Below are 21,830 nucleotides of genomic sequence, written 5' to 3' on the forward strand. Positions count from 1 at the left end.
ATATATTCTTTTGTAGAATATGACGCCCGCGTTAAGGTGACGGTACATTACCGTCCGTCTCGACGTGACCATTTCGCTTTTAGCAGGATCGTGCCCCATGTACCGTTATGATATTCACGACCAAACGCTGGTTGACGAGCGCGTAGCTCAGTTCCGCGATCAGATGGAACGCTACCAAGCTGGACGTTTGGGAGAAGAAGAGTTTCGCCCGCTACGGCTGCAAAACGGCCTGTATATTCAAAAGCACGCGCCGATGCTGCGCATTGCCATCCCATACGGGATGCTAGCAGGCGCCCAACTGCGTGCACTGGCCGATATCACCCGCCGCTACGACCGCGGCTACGGTCATTTTACGACGCGCCAAAACCTGCAGCTCAACTGGCCTGCGCTGGAAGACGTGCCAGATATCTTAGCTGAGCTGGCCAAAGTACAGATGCACGCTATTCAAACCAGCGGCAACTGCATTCGTAACACCACTAGCGACCAGTTTGCTGGTATTGCCAACGATGAAGTGGAAGACCCACGCCCCTGGTGCGAGCTTATTCGTCAGTGGTCTACCCTGCATCCGGAATTCGCCTATCTGCCACGCAAATTCAAAATTGCCGTGAGCGGTGCTGCCCAAGATCGCGCGGCTATTCAAGTGCACGATATTGGCCTGCGCCTGTGGCGCAACGATGACGGCGAGCTGCGCATTAAAGTGCTGGCCGGTGGTGGTCTGGGCCGCACGCCCATGATTGGCGATGTGGTGCGCGAAGACCTGCCCTGGCAGCACCTGCTGACGTATCTTGAAGCCTGCGTACGGGTTTACAACCAGTTCGGCCGCCGGGACAACAAGTTCAAGGCGCGCATTAAGATATTGGTGAAAGCGCTAGGCATTGAAGAATTCCGCCGCCGGGTTGATGAAGAGTGGGCCTACCTGAAAGATGGCCCGCAGACCCTTAACCAAGCAGCGGTCGAGGCAGCCAAGGTACACTTCCCTGAACCCGACCGTCGCCCGGTAGCAGCGAGCGCCACGGAAGCTTTCGACAAGCTACGCAGTGAAAACCGCAGCTTTGCGCGCTTTGTGACCAATAACGTGACCGACCACAAAGTGCCGGGCTACAAAGCCGTCACGCTGTCGCTGAAGCGCCGTGAGCACGCACCGGGGGATGTCACCGCTGACCAGATGGAAGCCGTTGCTGATTTGGCTGACCGCTACAGCTTTGGTGAAGTGCGTGTTACTCACGAGCAGAACTTGGTGCTATCAGATGTGCCGGTTGACGAGCTAGAAGCGCTGTGGAAAGAGCTGGATGCGCTCGGCATGGCCAACCCCACTGTTGGCACGCTGAACGACATCATCTGCTGCCCCGGTGGCGACTACTGCGCCCTTGCCAATGCGGTCTCTATTCCAATTGCCCAGGCGCTTCAAGAGCGGTTTGAAGACTTAGATTTCCTCTATGACCTTGGCCCGCTGGACCTGAACATTTCAGGTTGCATGAACGCCTGTGGTCACCACCACGTCGGCCACATTGGTATTTTGGGGGTCGATAAGAAAGGCGAAGAGTACTACCAAATCTCGATTGGCGGTAACTCCACCGATGATGCCTCGCTGGGTAAAATCTTGGGCCCCTCTTTCTTCCGTGAAGACGTGCCGGGCGTGGTTGAGAAAGTGCTGGAAGTCTACGTGGCCGAGCGTCACGAAGATGAGCGTTTCTTGGATACTTATCGCCGCATTGGCCTAAAACCCTTTAAGGAGCGTGTTTATGCCCAGCAATGACACCCAAACCGAAGTGGTTGAACAAACCCCGGTTCATGTAGATCATTTAATTGAAAACGGTAAGCTGGCCGCTGAAAACGCCTGGTGTGTCTCATACGATGCCGAGGCGCTACCCGAGCAGCGCCCTGCGTTTGTTCCACTGGCGCTATGGCAGGCGAACCAGGACGATAACGAACTCGCCCCTCTGCTCACGAGTGACACTGAACTCACTACCGAGCTTGGCAGCACGTTGAAAGGCGCTTCTGCCATTGCTGTAGACTTTCCGGCATTCACCGATGGTCGCGGCTACACCATCGCTCGCCTGCTGCGCGAGCGTTATGGCTATACAGGCGAAATTCGTGCGGTTGGCGATGTGCTAGTGGATCAGTTGGATTACATGCGCCGCTGTGGTTTCTCCGCCATGGCACTGCGTGATGACCAGCATCCAGAGGATGCCCTTCGCGCTCTGAACGCCTTTAGCGTACGTTACCAAACCGACGTTGAAGAGCGCCAAGCGCTATTTGAAAAGCGTTTAACGGCTAGCCATTAAACCGCTCTACTGCACTACAAACGCCGACAGGGGCCAGCCCTTGTCGGTGTTTTTGGTTTAACCACGCCGTTTCTGCTGGCGCTCGCGATTATTGGCTTTGGCGCGATCACTTTTACGCAGCATCACCCAGGTTGCGCCTAATCCCCCTTCCGAGGGCTGAGCCGATACATAGGCTTGCACCTCATCAAACTGAGTGAGCCACTTGGCAATATAAGAGCGTAGTACGTTGGCCGGGCTATCCAGCTCCCGCCCACGGCCGTGAACGATTAATACCGAGCGCAGGTCGTGCGCATAGGCCTCTTGGATGAAGGGAAACAGCATTCGCCGGCACTCTGCCAGCGGGCGCCGTAGCATGTGCAGTTGCGCCTGCACACTGTAGCCACCGTGCTTTAATTTATCGACGACCCCTTGTTGAATGCCCTCTCGGCGAAACTCAATAGGATCAAACGGGGGCAGCAGATCAACAAAGTCGTCGGATAAAAAATTACGCTCATCTAAGCGCTCTGCAGCGCTTTCACGTCTGGCCAGCTGGGCTTCTGAGGGCCGTTGACGTTGGGGGCCTGTGTCTGCACGGTTACGCTGGGGAAGTGGCTTCACATCGCCAACGAGTGCGCGGAAATCCATCTCATCACGAAGTGACTGGCTCATAACAGGCTCCTCCGATAGGGTCCGATGCTTAGTCTGATGCCTAAGCGACGATGCTTATCGTAGCAAAATCACCGACACTGCTTAAGACTTGTCTTACGGCGGTCAGTTCTTCACCCTAGATAGCCATTCGTTGCCTAGGACATCAGCATGATTTGGTTAAAGCGGTTAGTGGTAGTCTCGCTACTCTGCCTAATGGGAGTGGCCACTTGGCTATGGTTGACCATGCTTAGCCCATGGTTCTACGAACGCCCGGAAGAGCTGCCGGACATCGAACAGCGCACGCAACAAGTCTTTGTTTATGGCACGCTACGTTACTTGCCCATTCGATGGGTGGTGATGGGCACCTCAGGCTCGCCTAAGCCTGCCCGCCTAGACGGATTTGAACGCCAAGGGCTGGATCTTTCCCGCAACGCAGACAGTCATGTCGATGGCCTACTGCTGACCGTTTCACCCGAGGCCTTGCAGCGGCTGGACCGCTACGAGCGGCTGGGCATTCGCTATGAACGCGTTGAACAGACACTCGCGGATGGTAGTACTGCCTGGGTATACGTGCGACTCCCCATGGTAAGTGAGCTCGACATCCACCCTCCTGCCCACCGGATAGCTCTGGTAACATACGACTAGTTTTTTGTGGCCGTAGAGTCCCACCGACGGTCGCCACCCCTACTGTTTAGGACACGCCATGAGTGAAGCCACGCCGTACGTATTAATTCTGTATTACTCCCGTTCAGGAGCCACTGCAGACATGGCACGCCAACTAGCTGCGGGCGTTGAAAGCATCCCTGGTATTGAGGCACGCTTGCGCACCGTGCCAGCAGTGTCGCCAACCTGTGAAGCGGTGGATCCAGAGATCCCAGAGGAAGGGGCTGTTTATGCAGACCTGGATGACTTGCGCCACTGCAGCGCGCTAGCGTTAGGTAGTCCGACGCGGTTTGGCAATATGGCAGCACCGTTAAAGTATTTTCTCGACACCACCAGTAGCCTCTGGATGAACGGTGCGTTAATTGATAAACCCGCCAGCGCCTTCACCTCCACGTCCAGCTTGCATGGCGGCCAAGAAAGCACGCTATTGACGATGCTGGTACCGCTACTCCATCACGGCATGGTGTATGCGGGCATTCCCTACAGTGAAACCGAGCTGCTGAACACTCAGCACGGCGGCACGCCTTACGGGGCTAGCCATGTGGCAGGGGCGCGCAGTGATCGCCCGGTAGACGAGCGCGAACGGGTTCTGTGCAAGGCACAAGGTAAACGGCTCGCGAAACTAGCGCTGGCAATGCACAAGATGCGCCTGGAGGAAGCACCATGAGGCAGTGGTTAGAGGGGCTTGAGGAGAAACACGGGCTCGATAAATTAACCCGACAAGCACGACAGTTAGTAATCATCAGCTTTGTGCTGCTACTAGTGCTAGTGATTTATCGAGGCTTCTTTGTACAGGGCGATACGTTTAACTGGCGGCCAGTCGTGGCGTTTGTGCTTCCACTGGTACTGTTCTTGCCGTCTATTATTGGCCAGCGGGCTCGTGGGCACGCCTGGCTTGCGTTCGTTAGCCTACTCTACTTTACCCAAGGCGTTATGTTAGCCACGCTGCCGGGGCAAGGCATGCGCGGCGTGCTGGAGGCCTTAGTAGCCCTGGCGCTGTTTACGGGCTGCATGGGCTATGCGCGCTTTCGCAGCCGCCAGCAGCGCCTTAACGGCTAGCCACTGCTAATAAAACCAGAGCCAGCCACTCACGCCTGCTGCTACCAGCAACGCGCCAATCGCATAGCGCTTTTGTGCACGGTAAGCGGCAGGCTTTTCATCGGCTGGCACGTTTGAAAAACGCTTCACACCCGTCAGCATAGCGGGCACTAAGCGCTCGCCCTGCAGTGTATGCCAAACCAAACCCACCAGATGTAAACCAATCAATATCAGCAACAGGTCGCTATTCAACGAATGCAGCCGGGCTAGCACATCACCTACTGCAGGGCCCAAAAGCCCATAAAGCGGCGCCTGAAAGAAAATATCGTCGCTCAGAAATAGTCCGCTGAGCGCTTGAAAACCCAGTGACACTAGTAGTAGCACCACCATCCACCCGCCTACCGGGTTATGGCTTGCATAGTGCGATGCACGCCGTGTCATCAGCGCTTTGGCGTACCCGGCCGTCTTCTTCGGGCCGTATAAAAAAGTGCTAAACCGAGCGTAGGGCGAGCCTACCAACCCCCAAATAAAACGAAATACCAACAGGCCAATAATGATGTAGCCTGACTGAGCATGCACTTCGATAGGAAATAAAAACGGTTGCCCCGTGGTTTTGGTGGTGTAAAACGAAATTACCACCGCCGCCAACAGGGACCAGTGAAACAAACGAATTAACTTATCCCATACGGCTATGCGTGTCGTGCGACTCTGCATCAAGCTATCCTCTAACGTTATACTGGTAGAGTTTCTCATTTATTGCTGTTTTCTCATAGAACGATTCAGCGCGCCTGCTAACGCTTTGCTACTGCTCTTATCGTTTGCAACCACAAACCGAACAACACTTGAGCTTTATCGGTAGACCAGCGAACATGACAATAATGCAACTTATCACTGCAAGGGAGCTTCACCGATGACACGAAAAATTGCCGACGTCAGGCGTGACTATGAGGGTGGGCGTTTAGAAGAAGCGCAAACCCCAGATAACCCGTTTGTCATGTTTGATGAGTGGTTCAGCTTAGCGCTGGAAAGCGAAGGCAAGGATGGCAATGCCATGACCCTCGCCACGGTGGACAGCCAGGGTCGTCCTCATGCACGCGTTGTGCTGCTTAAGGGATTCGATGAGCAGGGCATGGTGTTTTTCACCAACTACCATAGCTATAAAGGTAGCGAGTTAAACAACGTGCCTTATGCTGCCTTGACGTTCTGGTGGCCCTCCTTATCACGCCAAGTACGCATCGAAGGCCCAGTGGAGCAAGTGTCTGCAGAAGAGTCAGACGAGTATTTTGCCAGCCGCCCGCGCGGCAGCCAGTTAGGGGCTTGGATCGCAACCCAAAGCGTGGTCATTCCAGATCGCAACTGGATTGAGGAGCGTCAAAAGCGCTTTGAACAGGCTTACGAAGGCCAGGATATTCCGCGCCCTATCCATTGGGGCGGCTACCGAGTAAATCCTGAAATGATCGAGTTTTGGCAAGGGCAACCCAGCCGTTTGCACGACCGCCTGCGCTATGAGCGCCGTGATGGCGGTGAGTGGAGCCGGTTCCGTTTAGCGCCCTAATCATCTAGCGCGACATGTCATTCAACAAATGGCCTGCCGGTATTCCAGCAGACCATTTGTTTGAGTGTGGCTTAGGCTTAATCCGGCTGGCTCTCCAAGCGGTGCCGTTGCCACTCGCTGTCGGGTTCGTTTAGCCGTAACACTGCATCAATCACCTGCTCTTCCATGTTGTACCGACAGCGGAAGCCAAGGTGCTTCATCAGTGCCCGCATCGGGTGGTTATCCACCATGATCTTGCCGATCATTTCGAGCGTGCCGATGCTGGTGCAGTAGTCGATCATCTTCTTCATCAGCAGGCTGCCAATGCCCAGCCCCTGAAGATCATCCCGAATGATAATAGAGAACTCAGTGCGGATATTGTCTGGATCATTCCAAACCCTCACCACTCCCAGCATCTCCTTACTGCCATCATCGTGCTGATGCTCGGCAATAAATGCCATTTGCCGGTCATAGTTGATATGCGACAGGATGGAGAGGTCCCGCTGGGTAAGGTTCGACTTGTTGTGGAAGTAGCGAAAACGAATGCTCTCTTCCGATAGCTGGCGGTGGAAGGTAGTAATGAGCGGAGCATCCTCGGCGCGAATAGGCCGCACCTCCACCTGCCAGCCGTTATTGAGTGTGACCCACTCCCTGAGCTCTTCCGGGTAAGGCATGATCGCAAAGCGTGCGGGGTGCCCCAAATCCATCGCAAAATCGACTGCCAGCATGCCGTCACGGTTTAGCAGCAGCGGGTTGAGCTCCAAACCACGCAGATCCGTCAGGTCAGAGGCCATTTGTGACAGCTTAACCAGCAGTTGGCAAAGGTGCTGAATATCTCGCTCGGGGTCGGCAGAGTGCTCACGAATCAATGACGCCGCATGAGTGCGGCCCACTACATCTGAGGCGAGGCTCATATTGAGCGGCGGCAGCGCCACTTGGCGGTCGGCAAGTACGTTAACCTTGTAACCGCCAATACCGAAGACGATCAGCGGCCCAAACACGGGGTCTCGCGTGATGCCTGCACAAATTTGCATAGAGTGTTTGCCACGCTGCATGGGCTGTAAGCAGTACTCACGAATGGCGTGTTCGGGAAATTTCTCTTGTACTTTATCGCCTAACCGCCGCACGCCCTCAGCGACTTGCTCCGGCGTTTCCAAGTCTTGCAGCAGCCCAGCGGAAATTTTATGCGGGTGCTTGCGATAGCGATAAGGCCGGCAGTTACCCTCATGAACCACTTTCAGCGCCTTGGGTCCCGGAAAGCGCTCGGCGACCACCAAAGCCTCTTCTGGCGAGTGCACATAGGCGCTGGTGGCGGTAGGAATGCCGTAAGCCTCCAACACTTGTGCGGTTTCAGAGTGGGTGAGTGTCTGCCTGCCCTGCTCTTTTGCTTGCTTGATCAGTGCCCGGCATTCTGCACGTATTTCCGGGCTGGTAGAAAACGGCAGGCTGGGGGGAATTTCATGCAGCAGCGCCTGCACACGCTGGTAATCCACCATGTGCATAAACGCCTTCACTGCCTTTTCAGGCGAGGTATAGGTAGGAATCCCTGCCAGGTTGCAGACATGGCGAGCATTTAGCGCTTCTTTCAAGCCCATCCAGCTAGTGAGTAAATTACGCTTAAAGGTTTTACGGTGATCGATCAGCGCTTGGGCGGTGACCTGGGAAGGCGCTAACCTCGTGGGGGCATGCACTACCAGCACGGCATCCACATTAGGGTCAGCGGTGACGATTTGCAGCGCCTCCACAAAGCGCTCTGGCGTCGCGTTACCGCCTAAGTCCACAGGGTTTTCACCCGGCTTACTCATATCCACTTGGCTTTTATGCAGCGCCGCCTGGGTGTCTGGGCTGAACTCAGCGAGCTTGCCACCCGCGCTAATCAGCTTATCGATGGCCAGCATGGCAGGCCCAAGCCCGTTGGAAACAATCGCCAAACGGTCGCCGTGTAGTGGCTTCATGCGTGATAGCGTCTCCAGCGCATCGAGCATTTCATCCGAATCGTTTACCCGAACCACGCCTGCACGGGCGAAAGCAGCATCGAACACCACGTCGCGATTGGCGATTCCCGGTGTAGGGGGCATGCTGGAAATATCCGACTGCGGCGTGCGGCCACTTTTGATCGCCACCACCAAACGGTTACGGGAAGCATCCCGTACGGAGGTCATAAAGTGCTGGGCATCCGTTACCCGCTCCAGATGCAATAAGATGGCCTGAGCAGGGGAAAACTGGTTCACATAGTCGATCAAATCAGGCAGCAGGACATCAACGCTGTCCCCTACGGTAATCAAATGGGAGAAGCCAACATCGCGACCCGCTGCCCAGTCGATCATCGCGTTGGCCAGCATCCCTGACTGGCCTAGGTAGGCGACCCTGCCGGCTTTAACCGGCTGGCTGGCGTAGGAGGCATTGAGCTTTTTGCCGGGCACAATCAGCCCCATACACTCCGGACCAAGCACACGAATGCCTGACTCCCGGGCAGCTTGCAGCATGCGTTGGCGAATAGAGCCTTTATTGTCCTCATCACGGTCAAGGTAGACTCCACCAGAGAGCACCAAAGCTGCTTTTACGCCAAACTTTCCGAGCTTTTTAATCAGTTTGGGGACGCCTTCAATAGGCGAACACACTACTGCAAGGTCTGGCACTTCGGGCAGCTCATCAACCGTACGCACACAGTCAACGCCAAACACCGTCTCGTAGCCCCTCAGGTTAACGGCCCAGAGCTTACCTCTAAAACCACCCTCTTGAAGGTTGCCCAAAACCAAACCACCCAAGGACTCAGGCTTTTCAGAGGCACCGAACACGGCTGCCGAACGAGGTTCGAAAAAATGATGCAAAAAACGTGTGCTCACGAATGTACCTCCCCTGGAGTGAATGACTACTGTGTACGACTTATTGACACTGTCGCGCAAGTCCTCGTGGCGATTAAGGTAGCTTTATTGTTATCGGAGCGCTTGCATGATCACTGCCTACCTTACCCACCCCGACTGCGCATTGCACCACATGGGGCCAGAGCACCCTGAAAGCCCACTGCGGCTGGAGGCAATTCGTGCGCGCCTATCACTCTCTGGGCTATTGCAGCAAACCATGCAAGCCGATGCGAAAGAAGCCTGCGATGAGGCCTTGGCAAGAGTACACCCCCTTCGCCACCTAAATGCGCTGGAAAAGTGCCTTCCCAAAGAGGGGATTGTCACGCTGGACAGCGACACCATGATGAACCCAGATAGCCTAAAAGCCGCCCGGGTGGCCGCTGGCGCAGTCGTTCGTGGTGTAGATCAGGTTTTCAAGCGTCAAGCAGATAACGTTTTTTGCGCCGTTCGTCCGCCTGGGCACCATGCAGAAGCTGCGGATGCGATGGGCTTCTGCTTTTACAACAACATTGCCGTGGGAGCCGCTCACGCAAAGGCCAAATACGGTGCTAAGCGCATCGCCATTCTCGATTTTGATGTGCATCAATGTAACGGCACTATCGATATTTTTAAAAATGATCCCGAAGTACTGATTTGCACTAGCTTTCAATACCCCTTCTACCCGTGGCGTTACCTGCGCAGCGAATCGCAGAACGTAGTGAACACGCCGCTAGAAGTAGGCACGGCAAGTCAGGAGTACCGTCGCGTGATAGAGCATCAGTGGCTGCCCGCGCTGCACGCATTCAAACCCGACCTGGTGATGCTATCGGCAGGTTTTGATGCCCATAAAGATGACCCTATGGGCGACATCTGCCTAGAGGATGAAGATTTCTACTGGGTAACACACTTGGCTATGGAAATCGCGGCGCTCTACGCCGATAACCGAGTCGTGTCTGTGTTGGAGGGTGGCTACAACCCCACGTCATTGGCTAGCGGTGCCGAAGCACACCTGAAAGCGCTCTTGGGCCTGCCTTTCACCAATGTTCCCTAGCCGCACCCGCAGTTAGGGAGCTGTGGTACTATGCAGCCACCATGTTGCCCTCCATTCTACGTGACCGTTATGACCGCCACTTCTGAAGAGCACGCAGCGCTGCGCATCGCGTCAGGGCGCAAACCCTTTGTCGAGCCGTTACGCCTGGGCGAGCGCCTCAAGCAGATTCGCCTTGCCAATCAGTGGACGCTGGAAGATGTGAGCCAGCGCACCGGCATTGCCCGCTCCACGCTCTCCAAAATCGAGAACGATCAGGTGTCGCCGACGTTTAGCGTGGTGCAGAAACTGATTAGTGGTCTCAATATCGACCTGCCCCAGCTCTTTACGCCACCAAAGCGCGAACGCTACACCATGGGTAGGCGCGATCTCACGCGGAAAGGAAAAGGGCAGTTGCACCCTACTCCCACCTACGAGCATGAGCTGCTAGGCCATCAGCTCGCCCAAAAGCGCATGATCCCGTTCAAAACCATCGTACGGGCGCGTAGTTTCGAAGAGTATCACCAGTGGGTGCGTCACGATGGCGAAGAGTTTTTGATGGTGCTGCACGGCGACATCATGCTCTATACAGAGTTCTATGCGCCGCTGGTACTGGCCGAAGGCGACAGCATCTACTTCGATAGTGACATGGGCCACGCCCTAGTCTCTACCAGCCAAGACGATGCTGTCGTGCTATCGGTGTGTACCCGAGGGGATTTGGTTTAGCGCTAAGGTTGCTTACTACAAGCAGTTCGTCGGCTTCGGCAACCCAGCAATACGAGCCAAACGTTTCGGCGGGCTGCCGGGAAATAGGCTCATTAAATAGACCGAGCGCCCTTTTTCCTCGCCTAATGCTTGCTTGGTGGCTTTGACTAGCGGTCGCATCGCTGGTGCCATTTCATAGCGGGCATAAAAATCCCGCACCACGCGAATGAGCTCCCAGTGCTCCTCTGTAAGTGTTAGCGCTTCATCCTTAGCTAACAAATCGGCAACCCCCTCGTCCCAGTCCCCCTGCTCTACTAAATAGCCCTCAGGGTCGAGTTTGATTTGTTCATCAGCATCAAGATAACGGTATAAAATTTCATCACTCATTGATTTAGTACCATGATAGAATCTTAGTATGCTGCTCAGTCAGTTCGACAAAGCCTTCCATATCCACCAGGATTGCTTGGCTATTGAGCGCAGCTCCGCTTAAGCCGCGAGAAGCCGCATCCTCTTTTAGCACACACACGCTCACATCAGCCGCCGCATCCCAACCTTGCCAATCAGCATGCAGTAACGCCTGCACGGCATCTTCAATCAGCAAAATACCATCGCCCTCCGCAACGGTAGAGAGCATCTGCGCGGCCGCTTCACTGTGCGGGGGCTTGTTCAGAACATGTAACATGTTGCTGCCCGTTTAAAAATTCATGACATAGGAGTGACGCTGTACCAATTCGGGTAACGTATCGTCGGCCACCACCGTCGCCCCATCCACTAGTTGGGCTGCTTGCAAGTTCAACGCATCCAGCGCGCTTTGAGGCACTAGCAGCTGGTCGATATCATACATCTCCAGCATATCAATGGTCGGTAGCGTTGCCTTTTGTCCTGGCGCACCGGCTGCCTGCTCTTTGAGAAGCGCCAGCACTCCCTGGCCAAGAAACAATAGACTAACCGTTTGGCCAAAAGCCGCAGCGACCAGCGCTACATCTAGCCCTTCTCTCAAGGCATTGGAGCTATAGGGGGCATGGCGAATAATCACTAGCCGTTCGTGTTCATGACTCATTGGGCGCTCTCTCTAGGCAAATGTGATTAAACGGTCACAGCGCTGCTGAAGCGTCAGCAGTTGCCCTAACCCGGTTAACTCAAATGGCGCATCCAGATTAAAGTGCGCTTGCCCATGGCGTTTCGCCTCAGCTTCACTCATTACGCCACGGCGCAGCGCCGCCGCAATGCACACGTCCAGCGTCACGCCATGCCCATGATGCAACGCTATCCAAGCGTCGCGCATGTTGAGCTCATCCTGTGGAGGTGTCATTAAGCTGGAGGCGTTATGAATCCCTTCTTGATAGAAGAATACGCCCGCCACTTGATGGCCTCGGCTGATCACCGCTTTGGCAAAGCGCAGTGCCGAATGAGGTGCCGCACTTGTGTAGGGGGCACCCATGACTAATAAGCCGTACTCCATTGCATCGTCTCGTGCCAATTCAACGAAAAAAAACAGACCCTACTGAGTAGGGTCTGTCATTGATATCACTTCGATCAAGTGATCGCGTTCTTACTACCCAATCAATCGTTGCTCATGATGCCCAGAATAGACAGCAGGCTGACGAACAGATTGTAGATAGAAACGTACAGCGTCACGGTCGCGAGAATGTAGTTGGTCTCGCCAGCGCGGTGTACGATTTCACTGGTTTGATAGAGAATCGCGGCAGAAGCAAACAGCACGAAGCCAGCAGAAACCATCAGCGACAGCGCAGGAATGTTGAAGAAGATGCCTGCAACCATCGCCAGAATCAACACGATGGCACCTGCCATCAGGAAATTGCTGAGGAAGCTGAAATCTTTCTTCGTGGTCAACGCAACCGCAGAGAGGCCGATAAACGTCAGCCCGGTCATAGCCAGCGCGTTCATAATCAGCGCACCGCCATTAGGCAACGTTAGGTACGTAGAAATAATTGGGCCCAGGGTAAAGCCCATAAAGCCAGTAAACGCAAAGGTCGACAGCAGTCCAACTGCGGAGTTAGCTGTTTTGTGAACCAGGAACATCAGGCCGTAAGCACCGATGAAGAATACAAAGATATTCATCTGCTGGATGCCCATCGCCACTGAGGCACCCGCGGTGACGGCAGAGAACAGCAGCGTCATTGCCAGCAGCGCGTATGTGTTGCGTAACACCTTATTGGCGCTCGCACTACTCACCGAACTGTGTGTTTGCGTTCTTGCCATATTCGAATCGTTAAAAGCCATGTATCTATGCTCCCTAGTAGTCATACTATCAACGGACAAGCATGCCGTTACCTAGTTCCAGACGCAAGTCTTTGTCTTCCACGCAATTCGCACGTTTTTACGCATCTCCTCTCGGCATGCTTTAACTCCCACATCGACTTGGACACTACAATGCGCTTTAAAATCCCCACTCCCCTCTCAGTAACGGGTATTTCTACACTTTCTGCCCTTACCTTTTCCACCTTATTACTTTCCACAACGGTCTATGGCTATACCCCTAGCGGCAAAGACATCACTTACGGCCTGAATGGCGAGAGTTTTGAAGGTTATTTGGTCTCCGCTGGAGAAGACGCTAAAGGCAGCGTGCTCATCGTGCCTCAGCGCTGAGTAGCTCGCCCCTCAAACGGCAACCGGCTGCCAGCCTTCTGGCGAGTAGCGCTCTAGGCCACCTTCTCCCATACGAGTAAGCCACAGCCAGCGGTGGTTGACTAAATCCGCCACCACCGGCTGGCGCTCAATAATCGCTTCGATGCGCTCTCTGGGCGCGTCGATTACCACGGTTAAGCGCAGCGGCTCGTGATGAAGCTTCTCGCCATCGCGCAGCGACTGCTCCGGCAGGCCAATGCGCAGTTGGGGCGAATTCCCCTCAATAACTCCCACATGGCCACCCACCACTGAGTGCAGCAGCTTATTACCCGCACCGTACAGCCCAGGCACCACGGTAGACGCGTAGTACTGCAGGTTGATCCAGCTGGCCACCAGCATCGGTGCCATCATCAGCCCTTCTAACACCTTACCTTCCGGATCTTCCTCTGGGCGGTATTCGTGCAAGAACGCGCGCCCGTCTAGCGCTTTCCCGTGGGTACGCGCCCGTGGCGCTAAAATAAGCGCGGCATTATTTACCAGCCCCCACTCAGGCCGTGGTTGCGACCAGTCGGCACCGCGCATAGCGAAGGTTTTCAGTCGCTCAATAGGGTCGGCGTCATCCACCCCCAGGTCAGGTGCCCGCTCAAGACGAGTAGCCTCACCCGCCACGTGTACACCGCTTTCAAATGCGGCCAGCGCGTCTTCTAGCGATTCGGGCATCTGCTCATCCCGGTAGATATGCACGCGGTCGGTGAGCGTGCAGTGGGTGGCGGCCAATACATAAAACGGGCTGGGCAACGTCATACCCTCGTGCTGCAAGGCCTGCTGTACTTCTGAGTCGTTCAGCAGCGCAGCGGCTACTCGCGCATTCATGCCACCGCCCTGCCCGCCACAGGCACCGCAGGTAAGCCCGGCGTGATGTGGGTTGTTTTCGCTTTGGGAGTCGTGGCCCACCAGTACCAGCAGCGACGCCGTGGGGGCTCCCAACAGCGTTAGCAGGTTTTTCGCCAGCGCTATTTTTTCATGGCGGGCAATTGGCTCGCCGTCGTAGGTGTGGAAAAGCCCGGCGGGCGCTTCGCACTGGGGCACGGTTGCCTGTTTACGCAGGCTGTCTTTAATCAGCTTCCAGCCCCAGGCAATGCCGGTTGTTTCCACCAGGGTAAAGGTTGAAAGCGGCGCGTACTTCGCATGGCGCACGCTTTGGCGCTGGCTCTCTTTTTGATAGCGCTGAACGCCCCGCTGCTGCGGCTGCAACGAGCCCACCCGATAAGTCGGTTTTAACAACCCCGGCACGCGGGGCTGGGCACGCCCAGGCCCTGTAGCCGCATCGGCCACCGGCATAGCGAAGAACCCCGCGACGCCTAATGTGGCAACGGTAGGGGTGGCCTGCTCTAAATGGCGACGGAACCGCTCAGAGCGTACATCGATACAGAACGCAGCCTGTACCTTGGGAGCGGAGGAAAACTCGGCACTCGGCGCGGCTAACGTTATGGCTAGCGTCCGCTGATAACCCAACTCATAGGCGTGCTGCCAGCACCACAGCGCCTCATGCGGAGAAGTAATGGCGGCACCGGCGGTTTGCCACTGGGCAAACCACTCGCTCTGTTGGGTGCTAGTGAGCTGCACAACGCCTATCCACTCCCATGCCAGTACCATGGCAGCCAGCTGGGTGATGCCCGCCTCTGCCTGCTGGTGGGCAGTATGCCAACCAATGCCTTGGCACCAGGAAGCCCAACCGTTAACCCGTAGCAGCAGCGTGTGGGCTAGCGCCTCAAACGCTTCTGGGGTGAGCGCCCAATCCTCGGCTATTTGCGCAACCGCTGCGGCGGGGTCATCTGGCAGAGTGTGTAGCGCCTGGCGCTGCGCTTTAGGCCAGCGCAGATCGTGCTGTGCCGCCGTTTTCCAGAAGTGATAAAGCGAAGGCACAGCACGGCTTGCCCAGCGCTGTTGATGGTGATCGAAGTAGCTCGCACAGCTCTCCGCCAGCGGTTCAAACCCGTCATGCCCTGCCAGGGAATCCCAGGCGCTGCGTAGCGGCGTTACCGGCTTCGGCGGTGTTGCCAAGTAGCTCACTAGGCTCTGCTCGGTATAAGCGTAGCCGCCTTGGCGCAGCGCCTGCTGTAGGTCTTGCGGGGTAATCCGGCCCGATTCCCAAGCGTTACGATAAAACTCGGCAGGCATGGTCATCGGCTGCCCGGCCCGGCGGCTGAGCGCTTGGCTCACCTGCTCAATGGGCTGATGCTTCAGGCCCCACCAGGGGTTGACCGCAATCCACTGGTCCAGCGGCCACACCGGGGCAATGGCATCGGTCGCGCGCTTTAGCGCATCGCGATACTGCTCTGGCGACGGCACTGACGAATGGTGTGAGGATGTGTCTACGGCAATAGGCTGACTCATGACCACTCTCCTTTTAAACCAGGGGCAAGCGATGAGGGACCCGTCCAGGCACGAATGGGGGCTACCGCATCCACCGCACGCTGAAACGGCAGTGCCAGGTAAAGCCCCTGGCTAAAGTGAACGCGCCAGCGGGCTACCCAGGCAGCCTGAGGGAACAGCGTGACGGCTACAGCGGCCAACACTAGGCTTGCCAGCATCAGTGTTCCTAAAAGTCCTGCCGTGAGTGTTAAGGGCGTGTAGGCGCTGGGCAGTGCAGGTGCCAACACGCTGTGTAGTAAGGCATACAGCGGCACCAGGGCAAGCGCCATTCCTACCAGCGCTAAACGCTTGGGTTTGGCGGTGCCCACCGGCATGCCCAACAGCGTGCTGCCCACCGCCAAGCTAAGCAGTGCACCCAGCAGCGGATTATGGCTAACCAGCGAGGGCCACAGCATCAGTACCATCGCCGCGACAGCGGCCGCAGGCAGCGCAAGAGAAAGACGCTGACGCAGCGGTGCAAGCGGCAGGCGCTCACAGCGCGAGGCCCTCACGGTACGGCCAGACGCCAAGAAGGAGTGGGCTTTGTAAAGCGAGTGCGCCAGCAGGTGGGCTAGCGCCAAGGTGTACGCCCCTACACCAATTTCAAACAGCATAAAGCCCATTTGCGCGCAGGTAGACCACGCCAAGGCATGCTTCACGGAGGTTTGGGTCAGCATTGTCATCACCGCGACCAGCGCGGTAAAACCGCCCACCGTAATCAGCAGGTAGTGGCCTAGCATTAGGCCATCAAACACCGGGAACAAACGCAGCCACACAAAGCCCCCCAGGTTAATCACCCCCGCATGCAGCAGCGCGGAGACCGGCGTGGGCGCTTCCATCACTTTGATCAACCAGCCATGCATCGGCACCTGGGCGCATTTGCACAGCGCCGCGATGGCCAGCGCCACCGAGGCAGCCTCCACCTGCCAGCCGCCAGAGGACGCCGCAGCGGCCGCAAACAGCTCAGGTAGCTGAAAGGTACCGAAACGTGCATATAAAAGCACTACCGCTACAATCAGCGCCGCATCGCCTATACGGCTAACCACAAATTTTTGCCATGCCGCCCGTTGGGCTTCCACACGCTCAGGGTAGAGCGTTAATAAGTGGTGCAGCGCCACACTCACGCCCACCCAGGCAATCAGCATCACGACTAGGTGATGGGTAAAGACCAGCAGCATCACGCTTGCCAGCACCACCAAACACCAGGGCAAAAACCGACGCTCGCCACGGTCGCCCTTTAGGTAGTTCTCTGCAAAACGCAGCAGCACCGTGCCTAACAAGCTGATGAGTAGCGCCATCCACACGGCCAAACCATCCGGATACAAGCCCAGTGGCTGCGCGGCTTCGGGCAGGCCAGTGGGTACACCCAGCGCATCCAGCACCAGTAGCCCGCCCACCGCTAGGCTCGCGACCAGCGCGCTTGCCGTTAACCAGCGGCCTATTTGCCAAGCGCGCTTCAGCGATGCGGGCGTGCTGGCCCGTGCGCTGACGCCCGCCATCACTAACAGCGAAACCGGGACCAGTAACCACAGCGCTAGCAGTGATAGCACCGTTATGTTGATAAAATGTGGCATAGCCTTTCCCCTTCAGTCGTATGCCACAAACTATGCCCAGCTCGCCACCATATAAAAAATAGTTTATTTTTCAATAATCGTTCTTTAAAACAGAACGAATAGCCAACACGCAGCCTGAGGCCCCTCTGCCATGAAGCTCAACTACCATCACCTTTACTATTTTTGGCAAGTGGCGAAATCAGGCCACCTGACCCGCACGGCCGAAGCGCTGCACGTGTCACAGTCGTCGCTTTCCCAGCAAATTCGCCAGTTAGAGGAGCGCCTGGGCCAAGCGCTGTTTATTCGCGAAGGGCGGCAGCTGCACCTTTCCGAAGCAGGCAGGCTGGCGTTTGATTACGCGGAAACCATCTTCACCCAAGGCGAAGAGCTGAGCGCGCTGTTTGCTGAAGGCGGTCACGCCCATCGCGAAGTGGTGCGCGTCGGGGCAGTGGCCACGCTATCGCGCAACTTTCAGGAAGGATTTGTACGGCCGCTGCTGGGCCGAGACGACCTAGATTTGATACTGCAAAGCGGTGGTCTGGATGACCTGCTAAGGCGGCTTTCGGCCCACAAGCTAGACGTGGTGCTCTCTAACCAACCCGTGCGTGGCGATAGTGAACACCCCTGGCGCTCCCAGCGGTTAGCGCGCCAGCCGGTAAGTTTAATTGCAGCACCCCACCTCTCGCCGCCCCCTGCTTTTCCCAAAGGCTTAAACGGCCACGCGTTTATTCTGCCTGGGGTTGAAAACGCCACTCGCCACGCCTTCGACCAGCTGTGCAGCCACTACCGGCTAACGCCCAAGATTGCCGCCGAAGTCGACGACATGGCAATGATGCGCCTACTGGCGCGGGACACGCAGCACATTGCCGTTATGCCCCCCGTGGTAGTACGTGACGAGCTGCACAACGGCACGCTAAAAGATTACGGCGCGCTGCCCGGCGTATGGGAAGAATTCTACGCCATTACCATTCAACGCCGGTTTGAATCCCCCAGCCTAAAAGCGCTGCTCACTCGCTCTGGCGAATCGCTGTTGGATTAGCGCGTAGGCAAGCGCTCTACTTAGCCAACAAGCCCGCCACACCCCGCTCGGCGGCTTCAATAGCGCCGGCAAAAGACAACGGCGAAGCGGTTTTAAGGCGCTCCACTAGGGCGCGCTCTCGCTGCTCTATGCGCTCCATCTCTTTCATAGCTTCCCGCTTGCTGTGCAGCAAGAGCGACCCGCTGGCATACGAAAGGCTAGAAAGAAGGTCAGGAGGGGAACCGACTTTTCACCATAAAACTGGAAATATATCCAGCATGACTACCTGAGAATATCTCTCAAAAAAATGGTTAGAATACAAAAAACCAAAACCCGTAAGTCATTGACTTTACGGGTTTTTTTAAATAATGGCGGAGGGACAGGGATTCGAACCCTGGATAGGCTATTAACCTATGCCGGTTTTCAAGACCGGTGCATTCAACCGCTCTGCCATCCCTCCAGCTTATGGGTGCGTATAATAACAGCTTCCCCTTGTAAGTCAACGCCTTTTGAATAAATTAGTAGAGTCTTAAGCCGACGCGGGTTATCTCACCACCTTCCATGTCACTGACGACCCAGTGAATGCCGTGCCAGTCCACGTCGTCCCCCACCACTGGGTGGCCGCCTACCCGCAGAGAGACGAACTCGGCCAGGGTCATCTCCTGCTCGCCGGGGCTCAGAGTCAAGCCGTAGGCTTGAGCGATGTCTTGCATTTGGGCGTTGCCGTCCAAAGTAAAGGTGCCAAAGAAGGCGCGCTCTTGCTTGAGCTTGGCATCGCCATTGAACAAGCGATTCAGGGCCACCAGGTCTTCACTGCGACCAATCACGCAGACCACATCCCCCAGTTTCAGTCGGGTGCTGCCTTTGGGGTGGAGCATGACATGGTTGCGGAACAACGCCGAGATCAAGGCGCCGGAGGGAAACCGCAGCAGCCGGATAGGCACATCGTCCAGGTCCTGGTTTTCTACCGTGTAGACGAACATTTCAAAATCGTTTTCCGGCAGGATGCCCAATGGACCGCGACGGTTGGGCATGGTACCCGCGGGTACTTCTACTTTCAGCCAGCGGGCCATGAGGGTGAGAGAGCCGCCTTGAATCAGCAGCGACATCAGCACCACCGCAAAGGCGACATTAAAGTAGAGCGACGCGTTTTCGACTCCGCCAATCACTGGAAAAATGGCGAGCACGATCGGAACGGCTCCGCGCAGGCCGACCCAGGCAATGAAGAGGGTTTCGCGCCAACGGAATTTGAAAAAGGGTTTAATGCTAATCAAGACGGCCAGCGGGCGAGCAACGAAGATCAACGCCAACGCAACGAAGCCAGCGGGCAGGGCCACGTCCCAAAGCTCGCTGGGCGTCACCAGCAATCCCAGCACCAAGAACAAGCCAATTTGGCTCAACCAGGCCAAACCATCGTGTACGGGCAGGATGAAATTGAGGTGGCGGCCTGGCTGATTACCAATCATCAGGCCCGCTAGATAAATCGCTAAAAAGCCGCTGCCTCCCAGCACGCTGGTCAACCCGAACACGCTAAAGCCAAGTGCCAGCGCCAGCATGGCATAAAGGCCAGGTGCCAAGTCCAGCCAGCGGAGCAGTTTAGCGCTAAGCCATCCGCCCCCAATGCCGACGGCCAACCCAATACCAAACTGAGAAACGAAGAACAGCAACGTTTCGCTGACAGCGCCGATGTCACCGACCAGCAGCTCTACCAGCATCAGTGTTAGAAAGATCGCCATCGGGTCGTTGGTACCCGATTCGATTTCCAGCGTCGCCCCTACCCGTTCGTTAAGGTTCACTCCCCGTCCGCTTAACATGGAGAAGACCGCCGCAGCATCGGTAGACCCGACGATGGCACCTACCAGCAGCCCTTGCACCAAGGAGAGATCAAATACCCACATGGCAATGACACCGACGATGGCGCTGGTAATGAAGACACCGAACGTCGCCAGAGAGAGCGCAGGACGAAACCCGACTCGGAATGTTTTGAGACGCGTGCGCAACCCACCATCGAGCAGAATCATGGCGAGCGCTAGATGGCCGATCGTAAAGGCCATGGAATAGTCATCGAACTCGACGCCTAGCAGGCCTTCCTCTCCGGCCAACATCCCGAGGCCCAAGAAAATCAGCAGTATCGGTACGCCCACCATGGAAGAGAGACGACTCGCGAGGATGCTGAGCGCCATTAGGGAACCACCCACTAGGAAGAACGTATAAATTGCGTCCATGTCTCTCCATCTCTACATTAATGCCGTTCTATTATTGCATATCGTTGCTGAATTTACTGAGCGTGTTCGCTAGGTTTATGCAAGGGACTAGCCAGATGCTTTGCCTGACAGCTAAACTCCGCCGTCCTACCATCGGGAGTTGAGGTTATGTTGAACGCTTTTTGGCGTGAACGTTCATTTCTAGCACTGTCATTGTTCTTTTTTTTATTATTTTCATTTTCAGCAACTTACGCAAACGAAGAGCGTGATTCAGGAAACCTCGACGCCCCTCTTTCTTTAGAAAGCGATGTAGCGCTTCCTGAAGGGCTGTGGCCCGCAGGCGATAACAGCGCAGCTGAAGTACCTGAAGAAGCGCCCAGTATGGCGGTGATTCCCCCGCCCCCTCTCGATCCGCCGCCACTGAAACAGCTAACGCTGATGCTAGATTGGTACTTAAGCCCCCAGCATGCCGCCCTCATCGTGGCGAAAGAGCGGGCCCTGTTTGCTGCCCAAGGGCTTGAAATCGAGCTATTAACCCCAGCCGACCCATCCATTGCGATTAAGCTGCTGGCGGCCGGAGAAGTTGATTTAGCGCTCACCCGCCAGCCGCTGCTACATTTACATGCCCACGATGGCGCGCCAATTACACGCATCGCCACGCTGATAGAAACGCCGTTAAATGCAGTGATCGTGGCAGGTGAAGCGCCAGCACCCGCAGCGGTTGCCGACGCCCTAGCCGATTTACACTACGGTTATTCCACCCGCGAGGGGCGTGATGTGTTAGTGGAACAACTTCTGCCCCGTTCAGTGCGCCAAGTCGATGACTTCGTTGCGCCTGAAAGCGTCCATTTTGATGCCGCCGATGCACTACGTTCGAGCAGAGTCGACGCCGTGGCGGATGGTTTTTTTCATACGCTACCCCAGCAGCTCGCCTCCGATGGCATCGTCACTCATACCGTGCGCTACAGCGACATCGATATCCCGCGCCACGATGGGCTGATTCTATTAGCCAATAGCGACTCCGTTGCTCGTCAGGCCACCACCTGGTCGCGGGTGCTAATCGCTCTGGAAGAGGCCAGCAACTGGATGATTGAGCACCCTGAAGAAGCCTGGACGCTGCTGGTCACAACACACCCCGTACTGGATAACCCCATCAATCAAGAGGCGTGGGATGACCTGCTCCGCCGCGTTGCGTTAAGCCCTGCGGCACTAGACGAGCGGCGCTATGCGGCGTTTGAAAGCTACTTGCAGAGTGCGGGCGTCACAGAAAATTCAATTCCCGTCACGCGGCTGGCGGTGAACCCCCACTTACTGATGGAGCGCTAACCC

Annotated in this window: 23 protein-coding genes and 1 tRNA gene; 11 read left to right on the plus strand and 13 right to left on the minus strand. The window is 56.2% G+C overall.

Annotated elements, in window-relative coordinates; all coding sequences use genetic code 11:
* Positions 1 to 97: 97 nt before the first annotated feature.
* Together BMY49_RS00420 and BMY49_RS00425 are read left to right on the plus strand one after the other, a co-directional pair.
* Positions 98 to 1,756 carry a nitrite/sulfite reductase gene (locus tag BMY49_RS00420; RefSeq protein ID WP_058577932.1) on the plus strand — a complete coding sequence of 553 codons (1,659 nt, stop codon included), beginning with the start codon at positions 98 to 100 and terminating at the stop codon, positions 1,754 to 1,756.
* A complete protein-coding gene (locus BMY49_RS00425; protein ID WP_089674461.1) occupies positions 1,743 to 2,285 on the plus strand; it encodes a DUF934 domain-containing protein in 543 nt (180 codons plus the stop codon). The genes BMY49_RS00420 and BMY49_RS00425 overlap by 14 nt, the downstream gene beginning before the upstream one ends.
* 57 nt (positions 2,286 to 2,342) lie before the next feature.
* Here BMY49_RS00425 and smrA read toward each other — a convergent pair whose 3' ends face one another.
* Entirely contained in the window at positions 2,343 to 2,933 is a 591-nt protein-coding gene (gene smrA / locus BMY49_RS00430) for a DNA endonuclease SmrA (protein WP_044629121.1), read from the minus strand.
* Between the two features lie 147 nt (positions 2,934 to 3,080).
* Here smrA and BMY49_RS00435 point away from each other — a divergent pair, with 147 nt between their 5' ends.
* The 3 genes from BMY49_RS00435 to BMY49_RS00445 are packed head-to-tail and all read left to right on the plus strand — an operon-like array spanning position 3,081 to position 4,634.
* A complete protein-coding gene (locus tag BMY49_RS00435; RefSeq protein ID WP_058577930.1) occupies positions 3,081 to 3,557 on the plus strand; it encodes a gamma-glutamylcyclotransferase family protein in 477 nt (158 codons plus the stop codon).
* A 58-nt stretch (positions 3,558 to 3,615) separates the two neighbouring features.
* Positions 3,616 to 4,242, plus strand: a complete 627-nt coding sequence (gene wrbA, locus BMY49_RS00440; RefSeq protein WP_058577929.1) for an NAD(P)H:quinone oxidoreductase — start codon at positions 3,616 to 3,618, stop codon at positions 4,240 to 4,242.
* Positions 4,239 to 4,634, plus strand: coding sequence for a DUF2069 domain-containing protein (locus BMY49_RS00445; RefSeq protein ID WP_058577928.1), 396 nt, complete (start codon positions 4,239 to 4,241; stop codon positions 4,632 to 4,634). The genes wrbA and BMY49_RS00445 overlap by 4 nt, the downstream gene beginning before the upstream one ends.
* Positions 4,635 to 4,640: 6 nt before the next feature.
* Here BMY49_RS00445 and BMY49_RS00450 read toward each other — a convergent pair whose 3' ends face one another.
* A complete protein-coding gene (locus BMY49_RS00450; protein WP_058577927.1) occupies positions 4,641 to 5,327 on the minus strand; it encodes a cytochrome b/b6 domain-containing protein in 687 nt (228 codons plus the stop codon).
* Between the two features lie 196 nt (positions 5,328 to 5,523).
* Here BMY49_RS00450 and pdxH point away from each other — a divergent pair, with 196 nt between their 5' ends.
* Complete coding sequence (pdxH, locus tag BMY49_RS00455; RefSeq protein WP_044629125.1) at positions 5,524 to 6,168, plus strand: pyridoxamine 5'-phosphate oxidase; 645 nt, start codon at positions 5,524 to 5,526, stop codon at positions 6,166 to 6,168.
* Between the two features lie 77 nt (positions 6,169 to 6,245).
* Here pdxH and BMY49_RS00460 read toward each other — a convergent pair whose 3' ends face one another.
* Entirely contained in the window at positions 6,246 to 8,993 is a 2,748-nt protein-coding gene (locus BMY49_RS00460) for a bifunctional acetate--CoA ligase family protein/GNAT family N-acetyltransferase (protein ID WP_089674463.1), read from the minus strand.
* A 106-nt stretch (positions 8,994 to 9,099) separates the two neighbouring features.
* Between BMY49_RS00460 and BMY49_RS00465 the strand changes: the two genes are divergently transcribed.
* Together BMY49_RS00465 and BMY49_RS00470 are read left to right on the plus strand one after the other, a co-directional pair.
* The gene (locus BMY49_RS00465; protein ID WP_089674465.1) at positions 9,100 to 10,041 is read left to right on the plus strand and encodes a histone deacetylase family protein; all 942 of its coding nucleotides are present in this window, start codon (positions 9,100 to 9,102) and stop codon (positions 10,039 to 10,041) included.
* Positions 10,042 to 10,110: 69 nt separating this feature from the next.
* Positions 10,111 to 10,743: a helix-turn-helix domain-containing protein gene (locus BMY49_RS00470; protein WP_044629172.1), complete on the plus strand. Its 633-nt coding sequence runs from the start codon at positions 10,111 to 10,113 to the stop codon at positions 10,741 to 10,743.
* A gap of 15 nt (positions 10,744 to 10,758) precedes the next feature.
* Here the strand turns inward: BMY49_RS00470 and BMY49_RS00475 are convergent, their stop codons facing one another.
* The 5 genes from BMY49_RS00475 to BMY49_RS00495 form a co-directional block, all read right to left on the minus strand.
* Positions 10,759 to 11,109: a TusE/DsrC/DsvC family sulfur relay protein gene (locus BMY49_RS00475; protein ID WP_089674467.1), complete on the minus strand. Its 351-nt coding sequence runs from the start codon at positions 11,107 to 11,109 to the stop codon at positions 10,759 to 10,761.
* 4 nt (positions 11,110 to 11,113) lie between these two features.
* Positions 11,114 to 11,404, minus strand: a complete 291-nt coding sequence (gene tusB, locus BMY49_RS00480) for a sulfurtransferase complex subunit TusB (protein WP_089674468.1) — start codon at positions 11,402 to 11,404, stop codon at positions 11,114 to 11,116.
* A 12-nt stretch (positions 11,405 to 11,416) separates the two neighbouring features.
* Positions 11,417 to 11,782, minus strand: coding sequence for a sulfurtransferase complex subunit TusC (tusC, locus tag BMY49_RS00485; RefSeq protein ID WP_062361175.1), 366 nt, complete (start codon positions 11,780 to 11,782; stop codon positions 11,417 to 11,419).
* Positions 11,783 to 11,794: 12 nt separating this feature from the next.
* Positions 11,795 to 12,184, minus strand: a complete 390-nt coding sequence (gene tusD, locus BMY49_RS00490; protein ID WP_089674470.1) for a sulfurtransferase complex subunit TusD — start codon at positions 12,182 to 12,184, stop codon at positions 11,795 to 11,797.
* Positions 12,185 to 12,285: 101 nt separating this feature from the next.
* Complete coding sequence (locus BMY49_RS00495; protein WP_062361173.1) at positions 12,286 to 12,966, minus strand: Bax inhibitor-1/YccA family protein; 681 nt, start codon at positions 12,964 to 12,966, stop codon at positions 12,286 to 12,288.
* 150 nt (positions 12,967 to 13,116) lie between these two features.
* Here BMY49_RS00495 and BMY49_RS00500 point away from each other — a divergent pair, with 150 nt between their 5' ends.
* Positions 13,117 to 13,332: a hypothetical protein gene (locus BMY49_RS00500; protein ID WP_044629133.1), complete on the plus strand. Its 216-nt coding sequence runs from the start codon at positions 13,117 to 13,119 to the stop codon at positions 13,330 to 13,332.
* A gap of 12 nt (positions 13,333 to 13,344) precedes the next feature.
* Here the strand turns inward: BMY49_RS00500 and BMY49_RS00505 are convergent, their stop codons facing one another.
* A complete protein-coding gene (locus tag BMY49_RS00505) occupies positions 13,345 to 15,708 on the minus strand; it encodes a putative inorganic carbon transporter subunit DabA (protein ID WP_089674472.1) in 2,364 nt (787 codons plus the stop codon).
* Positions 15,705 to 17,300: an NADH-quinone oxidoreductase subunit L gene (locus BMY49_RS00510; RefSeq protein WP_232068243.1), complete on the minus strand. Its 1,596-nt coding sequence runs from the start codon at positions 17,298 to 17,300 to the stop codon at positions 15,705 to 15,707. The genes BMY49_RS00505 and BMY49_RS00510 overlap by 4 nt, the downstream gene beginning before the upstream one ends.
* Positions 17,301 to 17,430: 130 nt before the next feature.
* Here BMY49_RS00510 and BMY49_RS00515 point away from each other — a divergent pair, with 130 nt between their 5' ends.
* Entirely contained in the window at positions 17,431 to 18,318 is an 888-nt protein-coding gene (locus BMY49_RS00515; protein WP_044629136.1) for a LysR family transcriptional regulator, read from the plus strand.
* A gap of 16 nt (positions 18,319 to 18,334) precedes the next feature.
* On the opposite strand, the gene BMY49_RS17965 is transcribed toward BMY49_RS00515, so the two are convergent.
* The 3 genes from BMY49_RS17965 to BMY49_RS00525 all read right to left on the minus strand — a co-directional run bounded on the left by BMY49_RS17965 (position 18,335) and on the right by BMY49_RS00525 (position 20,522).
* On the minus strand, positions 18,335 to 18,466 hold the full coding sequence (locus BMY49_RS17965; RefSeq protein ID WP_255319071.1) for a hypothetical protein: 132 nt from the start codon (positions 18,464 to 18,466) through the stop codon (positions 18,335 to 18,337).
* A 200-nt stretch (positions 18,467 to 18,666) separates the two neighbouring features.
* Positions 18,667 to 18,757: transfer RNA gene (locus BMY49_RS00520), tRNA-Ser, on the minus strand.
* Between the two features lie 58 nt (positions 18,758 to 18,815).
* Entirely contained in the window at positions 18,816 to 20,522 is a 1,707-nt protein-coding gene (locus BMY49_RS00525) for a potassium/proton antiporter (RefSeq protein WP_089674475.1), read from the minus strand.
* A gap of 147 nt (positions 20,523 to 20,669) precedes the next feature.
* Here BMY49_RS00525 and BMY49_RS00530 point away from each other — a divergent pair, with 147 nt between their 5' ends.
* Positions 20,670 to 21,827 (plus strand): ABC transporter substrate-binding protein, encoded by a 1,158-nt coding sequence (locus tag BMY49_RS00530; protein ID WP_074210573.1) that lies wholly within the window; start codon positions 20,670 to 20,672, stop codon positions 21,825 to 21,827.
* Positions 21,828 to 21,830: the final 3 nt, after the last annotated feature.

Origin of the sequence: Vreelandella aquamarina (assembly GCF_900110265.1) — a bacterium.
GTDB lineage: Bacteria > Pseudomonadota > Gammaproteobacteria > Pseudomonadales > Halomonadaceae > Vreelandella > Vreelandella aquamarina.